The organism is Laspinema sp. D2d, assembly GCF_025370755.1.
GTDB lineage: Bacteria > Cyanobacteriota > Cyanobacteriia > Cyanobacteriales > Laspinemataceae > Laspinema.
Window position 1 is genome coordinate 279446 of record NZ_JAMXFC010000003.1, and the last position, 12274, is coordinate 291719.

The window sequence follows — 12274 nt, forward strand, 5'->3', positions numbered from 1 at the left end:
GCCCTGATTCGGCCATCACGGGGGCTAAATCTTGGGATTGGACTTGATGAATCTCCAATCCCTGAGCATCCTAATCGAGGTTATTCCTGGAGGCAGTACCGCTGGAGAATCCGAATGCAGTTGGCGATCGCCCCAAGATGAGCAATTTCATAGCCGTGGGTATTCTGGGTGGGAAAGCTCAAACAGGCGGCCCGGGCGACATGACCAAATTTCATGGCGATGGAGGCATCACTGCCAAATCCGCTAATGGTTGCCAGTTGCAAAGCGATCGCCCCTTCTTCTGCCGCCTGCCGAATCTCCCGATTCAACCTTTCATCGTAAATCCCATACCCATCCTGAGACAGCAAGACGGGGACCTCCCCCTCGGCGATCGGATATTCTGGGGCCACCGGACAAATTTCTAACGCAATTAAAGCATCTAACCGTTGGCGGTTGGTAAAATACAAGGCCCCCACTGCCCCGACTTCTTCCTTCGCCGATGCCACCCAATAAATATCCCCTGGGGGATTTTTCACGGTTTCCGCTAGGGCTAACAAAACGGCCACGGATGCTTTATTGTCCAAGGTGTAACTGGCGATATAATCCCCCATCCGCAAGGGTTTTTTGCGATGTTTGCCCACCACCATGCGAGTTCCTGGGCGTACTCCTGCCTCAGCTAATGCCTCCGGTGTGCATTTGGTTTCTACCCAGGCATCTTCCCAATTGAGGGGTTTATCTTTCTGAAATGCTTGCTGTGGGGATTCGTGGGAGATGTGACGGGACCCAAAACTGAGGATGCCACTGATAACCTGGCGATCGCCTAAAAAATCCACCACTCCCTCCCCATAAATCCAAGGGAACGAACCGCCCAATTTGCGGACTTGGACTCGTCCCGTGGGTTCAATGGTTTTGACGATCGCCCCGATTTCATCCTTATGTCCCGTAATAGCAAGGGACTTTCCCCCCGGGCGTCCCGGCGTTTTGGCAATCACATTTCCTGCCGCATCCTGCCACACTTCCACCCCAATTTCCTGAAATCGATTCAATAACCAGCGATCAATCTCCCCCTCATCCCCACTGGGCGAATGATGCAACACTAAGGTTTCAATCGTCTCAAATAAGCGATCGTACTCTAACACTGACATGGTGATTTACCTGGGATTTTTCCTGCTATTTTCCTACAGTTTGGTGATCACTTCTTCGTGAAGTCTGTTTCCCCAAAAATTAGGGTAAATCGGGATTGAGATCTGCCCCAGAATACCGGGTAAAAATCCACAGAATGGAACGCAAGCAGTCGCGAACAACTCGCCCCGGGGACTCCGAGGGAAACCCCTGAGAGGGTACGGCGATCGGGGTAATGATCATCCCGCGACTGCCAAATACAAAAAAGGCGATCGCCCAGGAACGGCGAATGTGATAATCCGACGTGATGAGATACACATGGCGCAGACCCCGGGCAACCAACTCCTCACGCATATCCGTAAAATTTGTCACCGTATCCGTAGATCTCACTTCAAAATACAGTTGGGATTCTGGGACACTCGCGTTCTGGAAAATCTGCCGATTGCGCGGATTATCCACCCCAACTCCCGACAGCCAGATATCTAACTGCGGCTGCTGCTGCCAAAACTGGGCAGCAAAAGTCATGCGGTTGGGATTACCGGCCAGAACGACAATTGCTTCTGGAAGGGGGACCAACAGGCGGGCGATCGCAATTTGCAGGGGAATCCATCCCACGAGGATCACCAAGACCGTAGTGAGGAATAACCTCCAAAATTTTTGACCGAGTGATAAACCTTGTCTCACTTTTCTCAGGACCCTTTACAAAGGCTCTATCTCCGTGAGAGGGTTAACCCCCTTTCATTTCATTCGTTCGCGCTTTTGATAGCGGGTACCCAAGAGGGTATCCAATACTGGCATGAGAATGGAAAAATTTAGGTCGGGTCTAACATGATGTAGAACATGATGTTTTTGCAGCGATCGCCAGAAGGGATTTTTAAACTGAACATGATGGATACAATGGTGAACCCAACAGTAGACAATATAGAATAGCCAAAAAAATGCCATAAACAGGCCCAGTCTAGCCGGTTGGCATACCAAGGCTAAACCGTGGAAAATTCCGAGGATGACCAGAGTCGTGAGATACCAGGGTATCCCTAATAAAGACCGCTGATTTTCGTGGTGAAGGTTGTGACCAATCCCCAGAAGGGCCAAATTGTGATAGAGATAGCGATGGGTCAGGTACTCGGCTATACACCAGGTTAAATATCCCGAGATCGCCCATAACACCGCTTCAGGTAAAGAGACTAACCCTCGTCCATCCGCTACCACATGGCTACCAAACCAGCCCACCAGGCTAAGGTTCACGACATATCCAAACCAATAATTAAATCGCGAAGACAAGAGTTGATTGAGAAAATCAGTCCTGTGGGCTGTTGTATTCATTGAAAGTCCCTACCTCCAGGGAGTTGCACAGTGTTTAGAAAATGATCCCGACTCCAGTTTTTAACGGTCTGTTTTTTCTTTAGCCAGCCTCAGCACTGATGCTCAGGCCCTGCTAACTTCGGGATTTGTCCCTGTAACCGCACCTGATTCGGTATCGGTTGTGGCAGACCAGCAAGTTCCGGATTCCGTATGATATCCGATCAGGTGCTGTAAAAAGCGAGTTTCACTCCAAGTGTTTTTCACTTTAATAACTCCCTAAATGGGAAATCGGGGCGATCGCCTTTACGGTGTCACGGGACTGGGATTTTCCATTGCATCGGGGACCGTTAGTCCTTCCCCTTTTACCCCAAAAAACCACAAGGCAGCAGCCGCTTCAGCCCGCGTCACCTCTTTTTTGGGTTGAAATAAGGTGGTATAACCAAAAGCACGGCGAATATTGGACTGTTCCCCATTCTGATAATCGGCATAGACTGCGCGCAATGCATTCGGGTCAATTTTACTGGCATCTTGGAACCCCCAGCTTTCCTTAATCCCATCCACAGTTGCGCTGGGTAAATTGCTGCGGAGATCTAAGGGCACTTTCCACAACAGCAATTGTTCTCGGGTGATAATGGCATCGGGACGAAATGTAGTCGCGCTACTCTCCCCAGTCAATGCACTCGGAATAATTCCGGCTTCTGCTAATCCTTGAATCACGGGGAAATCGGGATGGTTGGTGCTCACGTCGGAAAAGGCTGGGTTAGCGGTGGCAGTTGCCAATCGGACTTGTTTTCCCGGTTGGTTGGCATAGATTTTATTATTGACTTCTAACAACCATCGCGCAAATTGCCTGCGAGTAATCCCCTGGTTAAGATCCACGGGAGATTCTGTAGCATTTGCGCTGGTATTGCCGGAGGGTTGGGCGATCGCAATGCCCATTTTTTCTAAGTCGCGCAGATAGGGTCGCAACTGTTCCGGAACCTTTTCGAGTGCAGTGGGGTTGGCAGAGGTTGTCGAGGGTTCCGAGGCGGGTGTAGAAACCGGGGTTGCCGCTTCAATGGCGATCGTTTTGGGGGGTTGAGATCCGGGGGTTTCTCCCGTGGTTTGCGCCGGATTGGAGCGAACATAACTAATCAGAAATTCTAACCTCTCTGGAGGATTTTCTCCCATCCCGATTTGTGGTTCGACGTCAATATTCACCAGCAAATCCAGTCCTTGACGCGCTACCAAACTCGGCTGGGTCCCGGTTTGATTCCCTGGGGGGACAATTTCCCAATTCGCCTGATTAAACTGTTGTTGATAAAAGTTCAGCACTTGTTCGGGACTGTCTGAAGTTTGCCAGAGGGTGACAACCCCAGCATCAGCTTTGGTGGATTTTGGAGTCTCATTTGGGGCGATCGTCCGGATAAACTCCCCATTCGGATAGGGGGGGAGGGTCTCTGGGAAATCCTGGGGAAGTGCAGCGGTGTCTCCCACTCCCTCCAAGGCGAGATCCGGAGGCGGAGGCGGTATCTCTGGAGTTTCCTCATTCTCTTCCAGCAGCGGATCCGCAGCAAAAGTCCGTTCTAAGGTTTGGCTATTGGGACTGTTGGCACAGGCACTCAATCCGATCACGAGGGCGATCGCTGTCAGGGATACTGATACAGGTTTTAACAACATCACAATTCAATAGCAGAAACAATATACGCTATTTTTACCCTAACGTAGTTTCCAAAAATTGCCGGGGGGCGATCGCGACGGACTCAGGGGGGAAAATCCCCCGGATTCTGACGGTTGCGCTAGTCCAGGGTTACAGCAAAGGTGAAGAAACCTGGGTTTCTGGACAACATTTTTGGGGGCTGTGTCTGCCAGAAAGGGTCAGAAACCCGGCTTGTTGTCCCCATAGACCAATACTTTACCAAAAAAGAAAGCCCATGATTCTTACAGTCTCGGGGTCAAGTGTCTAAGAATGGCAAAACTCAACAGTCTGCCTGGAACACTTGACTGTTTCAGGACTGGCAATCGGACATATCGTCCCGTTACCAAACGTCCGATGCCTTTAAGACGCGCCTTGAGTCGGACTCCCAAAACCTTAAACGGTCCCTCTTCCGCTTCACCGGCATACATCGGTAAAAAAGCCAGTTTTCCATACAGCACATCTGCACGATGGCTGGAACTGAGTTGATTTTGACGATGTTCCGGGTTTGGACGTCCCCCATGTTCTCCATAGTTGCGAAACGGCACATAATTTTTAAATTTATGTTGGCGCAGAAACTTATCAATTCCTGAATCCCAAGCGGAGTAATTATTCGGCCCAATTTCATCTTTAATTTGATCGGCCAGTTGTATTAAATACTCAGCGCTCTGATTCGTGATAATATAAGCGACCATTGCGGTAGAAAATCCCTCGGCATAGCCTTCTGGAGAAACACTATAAATTTGCGGCGCACAGGTATAAAGCCAAGCAATTCCTAAATCAGTGCGATCGCCGGGAAAAGATAACGGTAGTTGTCCCAATCCCTGGACGGGAACAAAATCGGCTTCTACAATTAAAGTGGGTTGCGGTTCACTCAAGGCTTTTTCCCAGGCTGAACGATGGTTCAGCAAACAGCGATAACTTGCGGAAAAGTCCTGCATCGCTGGATTTTCTGCCTGTCGTACAACTTCCGGGGTTAATCCTTCCTCCCGCAATGTCTTCTCTAGCAACTCCGTCGGTTCTTTGTACGCAATAATCAAAACCTTGCCAATGCGATCGCCCAGTCGATTGGGACTGGGCGGCTGTTCCATCGCCGCATCGATTGCCTTCATTGCTTTTGCCAATAGGTTGACCTTTATAGTTTACTTCGGAATAGAGATGCTCCTCTGCTTGCCCGATGTTTTAGGAAACTTCTTCCCCATTTTTCGCACCATTTCTCATGAGTTTGCCCGTCTTTTGGGGGAGTTTCAATTACCGAGTGAGAGTTTCAAGCGCCTTGATCGCATCTTGGTATTTTGCCGTCAATCCTTGTCGTTGATAGAGTTGGGCGGCTTGTTGAAAATCTGCCCGGGCTGATTGTGCGTCCCCCATCTGTTGATAAGTCAGCCCTCGATTATAATAGGCTTCTCCTAAATTCGGATTAAAGCGAATGGCTTGGGTATAGTCCGCGATCGCATTGGGAAATTCTTCCAATAACGCATAAGCAACCCCCCTATTTAAGTAGGAATTTGCATCACTCCGATTGATCTCGATCGCCTTCGTATAATCCGCGATCGCCCCGCGATAATCTTCCAACCGCCGCCGGGTAATCCCTCGATTATAATAGGCTTGCGCTAAAGTTGAGTCTAGTTCCAAGGCTTTCTCGTAATCGGCAAGTGCTGCTTCACTCTCTCCGCGATCGTCATACGCATTTCCCCGAAAAACATAGGCAAGAGCATCATTCGGATCCAATTTAATGACCCGATTAAAGTCTTCGATACTTCCCGGATAATCCCCACTCCGGGCGCGACTTTGCCCCCGTCTTCTATAAAAAGTGGGGTTATCCGGTGCTAGTGCGATCGCTCGGTTATAGTCTCGAATCGCTTGTTCAAACTCCCCTAGTTCCGTCTGTGCCTCTGCCCGAAGCATATAAGCATCTGCATCCTGGGGATTGTCATCAATCACCCGATTAAAATCAGCGATCGCCGCCTGATACTCTTGCAAGTATAAATAATCTAAAGCCCGTAACCCATAAACTTGACTATTTTCAGGCTGGATTTCTAGCACTTCTGTAAAATCTTCCACCGCACCCACATAGTCCTCACTCCGGTGACGCGCAATCCCTCGGGCTGTATAAGCATCCACTAACTTGGGATCTAACTCGATCGCCCGGGTCAAATCTGCGATCGCCCCATCGTAATCTTCCGCTTCCAATTTCTGCACCCCCTCCGTCAAGAAATCTTGAGGGCGAGTTTGGGCGACTGCCTCCGGTACAGCCAACATCGGCAATATTCCTGGACCTCCCATCAGGGCGATCGTCAGTCCCAAAGCAGGAAAAGCAGCATTTAGCGTTCGGTTCATCAGGATTTTAAGAGAGACTGCAACCCTTCCACAAGTCGCTCACAGTGAGCTTTTTCGTGAGTTGCCATTACCGTTACCCGGATCCGACTGGTTGGAACCGTCGGGGGACGAACAGCACCCACTAAAATTCCGGCAGCTTTGAGTCTCTCCCCCACGGCTAAAACCGTTTGAGCATCAGGGACTTGCAAACACAGAATCGGAGACTCTGAGGGCAGTAACCTCGATGCCACAGAGGGTACACTCTCTACCAGCAACTGTTTAAGGTACTTGACATTTTGCCACAATTTAGCCCGTCGTTGCGGTTCCTGATTCACAATGGCGATCGCCCCTATTCCTGCCGCTGTATCTGCCGGAGAAAGTCCTGTCGTATAAATCCAACTCCCCGCCCGATTTCGCAGAAAATCAACTAAGGGCGCAGTTCCTGCCACATATCCCCCCAAACTCCCTAACGCCTTACTCAGGGTTCCCATTTGAATCAAACTCCGCCCCGTACAACCACAATATTCCACCACCCCCGCACCCTGGGTCCCAAACACCCCCGTACCATGTGCCTCATCGACCAACAGCATACAGCCATAAGTTTCCGCCACATCCAATACCTCCGGCAAAGGACATAAATCCCCATCCATACTAAACACCGTATCAGTCAAAATTAAACAGCGCCGATAAGCCTTGCGATGGGATTCTAACAGCAATTTCAACCCCTCCACATCCCCATGTTCATACTCTAAAACCATCGCCCCACTCAAAATTGCCCCATTTTTCAAACTCGCATGATTGTATTGGTCCGACAGAATTAAATCCCGCTTCCCCACCAAAGCCGAAATTGCCCCCAAATTCGCTAAATAACCCGAACTAAAAACAATCGCATCCTCCGTTTGTTTCAGGGCTGCGATCGCCTGTTCCAACTCCCCATGAATCGGACGATGCCCAGTAATCAACCGTGAACCCGTCGCCCCCGTCCCATACAATTGAATTGCTTCTATTGCAGCAGCAATTACCCGACTATCCCCCGCTAAACCCAGATAATCATTACTCGCAAAATTAATCAACTCTTGCCCATCCATCCGCACAACCGCACCCGGACAACCCACAATTTCTTGCATCGAACGATACCAATTCGCCCGATGAATCGTCCTAAGCGATTTTTCTATCCAATCATAAGGATTTGTTGACATTATTCATCAAATTAAAAGTACAATACATCCAGCCACTTGGAAACTCTACCTCCTCCAAACACCCAAAAAACCCCCAATCCTCGTTCCTAGGTTCTACCTAAAAATGTCCAATTGGAGGCTCTACCTCCTATCTAAATCTATCCAAATCAAAGAGAACCCATTAACCGCCCCCTGGCGCATCAGGCGGAGACTGCTGTTCCTCCTTCCCCGCCTTCCCCCGTTCCGGATAAACTCTATCCACCAACCCCATTTCAAACGCCACATCCGGTAATTGCCCCACCGGATAAAGACCCGGATACAACACCCCCGTACTCGTAAAACAAGGCTGCTTCAGTTCAACAATCTCCGTAGCCGCAAAAATATCCCGAGACATTCGTCGTTCAATTCCCATCAATTTTCTCCTAAGTTATAAAAAAATCAACTATTTATGACAGTTGTATTTAAAAGTAATTTAACACTTAAAACCCTTCAGACTTCTGTCATAATTAATAGCCTGTTTTGTTAGCTCAGAGCAGCTTACTCACCAGCGGTCGCCAGCACCTCCCGATAAAGCTTTGGACTAATCCTTTTCCCACCGGCAATCAGGGCATCTAACAGTTCTTTCACATTTAGAATCAATCCCCTATCTTTGGCAAATAACAGTGTGCCGATTGTCCCGGTTACCGGAATATCACGAGACTGTGCCACCCGTCGCGCATCTAAATCATCAATTAAAACCCAGGTAACATTCAATTTCTCAGCCAGAATAATTGCAGCCGATTCTCCTAAATCAATACCTGTTGAGGCTTGCAGAGCAGAAATTTTATAATAATCCCTGACAGAACGTACTTCAATCCAGTCCAATAAAGGCACTTGAGTGGCGGCTGGATGCGTACCTGTGGTTAGTTCATCATACACCTCTTGGGGAATAATGATTTGCCCAAACAAATCATGCAATAAATTGAACCATCCAATTTTTGCTAATTCACTGATGGGCGTTGTATTGGAAACCACTATCATTTCTTTTACCGCTCAAAACTCCGCTTTAGTTCCTCAACTTCATGTTCTAACTCCTCCCGAGTCTGCATTGGAAACGGAGAAATATCATACGAATTCATCAACTCAATTACCTCCAAACGAGGAATTCCCAGAAGTCTGGCAGCACGTCCACTACTGATATCCGCGTGTTTGAGGAGAGTCATTACATAGGCTTCTGTGGCTTTATGTTCTGCTTCTACCCGGTGGATTTCCGGTAATTCTGGGAGCATTTCCAAGGTAAACTTGACTTCAGTTTTGGGATGTGGGTTCTCCATAAATTGAGCATTTCCTCAATTCGCTAAGTTTCTTCTAAAACATTATAAATCAGTTCAGCCGCGAGTTCTAACATATCCCGTTTTGTAAGCGCCTCCAAATCCACCGGGGCGATCGCTCTCACATCCTCGGGCGATCGCATAGCTGGTGCAGCAAACGCTCGTTTCTGAGATTTCCCACCCTCCGGCAACGCCCAGGAATCGTAAAACGAATCGATCGCCTGACCATACACTGCCGCTAATGCCGGTAATTCCCGTTCCGCATCAACCTTGCGCTTGCCATTTTCAATACAGGAGAGCGCCTGTTGACTCATCGTGACCCCATAGCAGTATAGCAGTCTTTAAGCTGTTCAATAACCTGTTCCTAAGTTAAACCAAGTCGTTGCCGGGTGGCACGCAGCCGAGGACCAAGGGAAAGCTCCCTGTAACCCCTCAGAAATTCATGTATTTACATGAATAGTATATATTTCTCTCAGCGAAAATTCAAGAGTTTTCCCGAATATTATAAAATTAAATTGACTTAGGATATTTTGATAAAACTGGGGGGGTTAAATAGAGCAAACAGAGGATCACAAGGGTTGAGAAAGGGAAACGGGTCCCAGGGCAATTTACATCAACTTCATACCCGTTAAACCAAGTTTCTTGATAAGTAAGGCCGGAACAATTACAGTCGCAGAGGTTGTGGCTTATCGAAAATTGACCCGTCTGAATGGGGTAACATAATCTAAGTCATCGTTTATTGACAGACAAGATTGACACAGCCTCAAGTCAATCAACGATTTGCTGAATTGTGTTTTAACTCCCGAGTAGCGTCTTAGATTCAACGGTCCACAAATCTGGTTTCTCAGTTTTGTGCCAGATACCCTAAGCGGTTTTTAGTTTTGCAAACACCCATTCCTGAGTGCAATTAAGTCGTTTCCCGATCGCACTCCCTGACATAGGGGACAGTTGATGATGGATATCAGAAAAATGGGTGTTCACCGGAAGAGATGATAAATTTTGTAAAGAGAGGTTGAAAACCTCGCTCTAATACTCAATAATTAGATTGACTTCTAATAATCAAGTAAAATGGGGAGGCAATACAGAGAATGGAGAGACTCCCAAAAGCGGGGTTTTTGAAAACCAATCGGGATACCATCGCTTTATAGCCGGGTTCACGGCTAACTGAGGCGATCGGCTACTTATCATTCTTGTGGAATGCGGGAATCTACGAAAATCAGGACGGCGCGCCTATAAACCCTGAAATATCTCAGTGATTAAGCTGGTATTCTGACAAAGGATTTTCTACAATGAATAAAAACCCATTAAACTTGAGGAATAATCACAGCCATCAACCCCGATCGCCGGAAAATATAGGGCAAGAGGTTGATAACGATAAAGCGTATATAGGCTCCCCATGAAGAAGACAAACATTTTCAACTCCCATAGTCAACATCTAGGGATATTAAGCATTGCAGGAATTTAATAAGGGAGTTCAGCCTTCTAAACAGGGGACTTTGTAAAGCGCGGGCTTGTTCTGGGCGATCGGCTTCACCATGCCTATTGCCTTGACAGCTTTCTCGCTTTCTATACAACAAATTCACTCCGGGAATAAACCAACACCGATCATGAACAAAACCACTCGACAAATCGTAGCAGTTTTCACCCTAATTGTAGCATTTACTATTCAGATAGGAGCATTTTTTACTCCGGCAGCATTAGCCCAGTCTGAATCATTTAAAATGTCACACTTATCAACAGAGGTGGCTCTTCAAGTACCTGTCCCTCAACCCGGTGATTTGATGACCTTGGCTCTGCTAGAGCGATTTCCGAATGAAACTCAAATCAAGCATCTTATTTCCGAAGGGGTCAAATCTAGCAAAAATGTAATGGATAGTTCGCGTAATTTTTTCCAGAAAAACTTGCCAACTCGGGAAGAACTGCTTACAGATTTGGATAAAATTCTGGAAAAACAGCAAGTAGTTAAAGACTTTGTATCTTCTCAAAAAAATAACCTACAAAGCCATCTCAGCAAAGAACAATTAGCCGCCGATCTTCAAGGCTTAGTTGCTGACGCTTCCAAATATGGGGATGGGCTACAGAAGATTACCAAAAAGAAACTGGAAAAGAAGTACGGCGAAAGCTATAAAGTCATGTCTGCAATTTTTAAAACCATGACCTCTGACAACATAAGTTCTAAAGCTCAAAAGCAGGCCAAAAGTTTCTTGGGTGCTACTCCTGAAACAATCTGTACCGCATATCAACAGATGAAGACTGGAATGGATGGATCAAGTTGGGCTGCCATCGAAGAAGGTGCTGGAACTACATTGCTCTTACTTCACACGATTACATCCGCCTCGGCAGTAGGTGCAGGAAATTTAGCGGGTTATGCCGGTATAGCTTCAGCGGTTTCACAACTCGGTTTAGGTGGGTTGACAACAACTTTAGCTAGTGCGCTAGGTAGTAGCGTCACGGGTGCAGCCGCAACCGCCGTTGTTACCTCTGCGGTAGGTGGACCATTAGTTATGGCTGGATTGTTGACCGCTGGCACAGCCGCCACAACCTATGGTACTTACAAAATGAGTGTCTTTGTTGCTGAAAAACTTGGAGACTGGGCTGAAAAAAGTTGTGCTATAAGTTACTAGCCCAAAATTCGATAAGCTATCCACTCCTTAAAAAGCGGCTTGTTCTTATAGCCGCTTTTATTTGAGATTTTCTATGTAAAATACTACATTGGGAATCCTTCTTAACACGCAGGCAATGCAACACTCAAAGGGACTACAATTCAGGCTTGAGCCGGACTGCTGACTTGTGAGACTTCCGGGGTAGCTTTGGCGATCGCCTGCAATAATAAATAATTTAAAACTGTTCTCACTGCAATAATCGCCACTAACCGGGCGATATCATCCCACTGACTGGAAATCATCGTTTTTAAAATGGTCGCACCGATTAGGAAACTTAACCCTAAAGAACTGGAGTTTAGACTAAGCCAGTGACACGAAAGCAATAAAGAGGGGAGCCCGACTTGCATCTAGGCTCCCCTTGGCAGAAACTAAGAGTAGTACCACCTAATCGAGGTTTCGGCCAATATGAACTCTAACAAACTTGCACAATTTCGTCTAGCGGCTTATCAGCATTTAGGCCGTGCCCATGATGCAACATTTGAGTTAACGGATGCCATCTTACTGACCCGTCATGCTGACTCATTAGCAGATCTGTCTTTGTCTCCAGTATTTCGTCGCCAGTGGTCAAGTGTTTACGAAGCACTCCAAGATTGCCGTCCCTCAAGGCAGAAATTAATGAAGCTCTATATTGAGCAAATCCCTACAGATGTACGCCCAATACTGGCAATCGATCACACGAGTTGGTCCCGTCCAGATGCGCAGACTCTACAAGAACGCACCATTGAG

The 12274-nt window shown here is 47.5% G+C and carries 14 protein-coding genes; 2 read left to right on the plus strand and 12 right to left on the minus strand.

The annotated features are described in order from the left end of the window. Nucleotides 1-80: 80 nt before the first annotated feature. From NG796_RS03690 to NG796_RS03740, 11 genes are all read right to left on the minus strand, one after another. The gene (locus tag NG796_RS03690; protein WP_261204560.1) at nucleotides 81-1124 is read right to left on the minus strand and encodes a M42 family metallopeptidase; all 1044 of its coding nucleotides are present in this window, start codon (nucleotides 1122-1124) and stop codon (nucleotides 81-83) included. Between the two features lie 79 nt (nucleotides 1125-1203). Further along, complete coding sequence (locus NG796_RS03695) at nucleotides 1204-1785, minus strand: YdcF family protein (RefSeq protein ID WP_261204561.1); 582 nt, start codon at nucleotides 1783-1785, stop codon at nucleotides 1204-1206. A gap of 54 nt (nucleotides 1786-1839) precedes the next feature. After that, nucleotides 1840-2424, minus strand: a complete 585-nt coding sequence (locus NG796_RS03700; protein ID WP_261204562.1) for a sterol desaturase family protein — start codon at nucleotides 2422-2424, stop codon at nucleotides 1840-1842. 282 nt (nucleotides 2425-2706) lie between these two features. Beyond that, entirely contained in the window at nucleotides 2707-4062 is a 1356-nt protein-coding gene (locus NG796_RS03705) for an S-layer homology domain-containing protein (RefSeq protein WP_261204563.1), read from the minus strand. Between the two features lie 261 nt (nucleotides 4063-4323). After that, on the minus strand, nucleotides 4324-5190 hold the full coding sequence (locus NG796_RS03710) for an LPS biosynthesis glycosyltransferase (protein ID WP_261204564.1): 867 nt from the start codon (nucleotides 5188-5190) through the stop codon (nucleotides 4324-4326). Nucleotides 5191-5329: 139 nt separating this feature from the next. Beyond that, nucleotides 5330-6418 (minus strand): tetratricopeptide repeat protein, encoded by a 1089-nt coding sequence (locus NG796_RS03715; RefSeq protein ID WP_261204565.1) that lies wholly within the window; start codon nucleotides 6416-6418, stop codon nucleotides 5330-5332. Continuing rightward, the gene (gene bioF / locus NG796_RS03720; RefSeq protein WP_261204566.1) at nucleotides 6418-7596 is read right to left on the minus strand and encodes an 8-amino-7-oxononanoate synthase; all 1179 of its coding nucleotides are present in this window, start codon (nucleotides 7594-7596) and stop codon (nucleotides 6418-6420) included. Before bioF ends, NG796_RS03715 begins: the two co-directional genes overlap by 1 nt. 160 nt (nucleotides 7597-7756) lie before the next feature. After that, nucleotides 7757-7987, minus strand: a complete 231-nt coding sequence (locus NG796_RS03725; RefSeq protein ID WP_261204567.1) for a hypothetical protein — start codon at nucleotides 7985-7987, stop codon at nucleotides 7757-7759. A 125-nt stretch (nucleotides 7988-8112) separates the two neighbouring features. Beyond that, a complete protein-coding gene (locus tag NG796_RS03730) occupies nucleotides 8113-8595 on the minus strand; it encodes a DUF3368 domain-containing protein (protein ID WP_261204568.1) in 483 nt (160 codons plus the stop codon). Nucleotides 8596-8600: 5 nt separating this feature from the next. Then, nucleotides 8601-8888 (minus strand): UPF0175 family protein, encoded by a 288-nt coding sequence (locus NG796_RS03735; protein ID WP_261204569.1) that lies wholly within the window; start codon nucleotides 8886-8888, stop codon nucleotides 8601-8603. Between the two features lie 23 nt (nucleotides 8889-8911). Then, on the minus strand, nucleotides 8912-9199 hold the full coding sequence (locus tag NG796_RS03740) for an XRE family transcriptional regulator (protein ID WP_261204570.1): 288 nt from the start codon (nucleotides 9197-9199) through the stop codon (nucleotides 8912-8914). A 1221-nt stretch (nucleotides 9200-10420) separates the two neighbouring features. Here NG796_RS03740 and NG796_RS03745 point away from each other — a divergent pair. Continuing rightward, a complete protein-coding gene (locus tag NG796_RS03745; RefSeq protein WP_261204571.1) occupies nucleotides 10421-11509 on the plus strand; it encodes a hypothetical protein in 1089 nt (362 codons plus the stop codon). Between the two features lie 140 nt (nucleotides 11510-11649). Here the strand turns inward: NG796_RS03745 and NG796_RS03750 are convergent, their stop codons facing one another. Next, nucleotides 11650-11895, minus strand: coding sequence for a DUF1622 domain-containing protein (locus NG796_RS03750; protein ID WP_261204572.1), 246 nt, complete (start codon nucleotides 11893-11895; stop codon nucleotides 11650-11652). A 58-nt stretch (nucleotides 11896-11953) separates the two neighbouring features. Between NG796_RS03750 and NG796_RS03755 the strand changes: the two genes are divergently transcribed. Next, nucleotides 11954-12274, plus strand: a 321-nt coding sequence (locus tag NG796_RS03755; RefSeq protein ID WP_317619268.1) for a hypothetical protein, incomplete at its 3' end; no start/stop codon positions are given.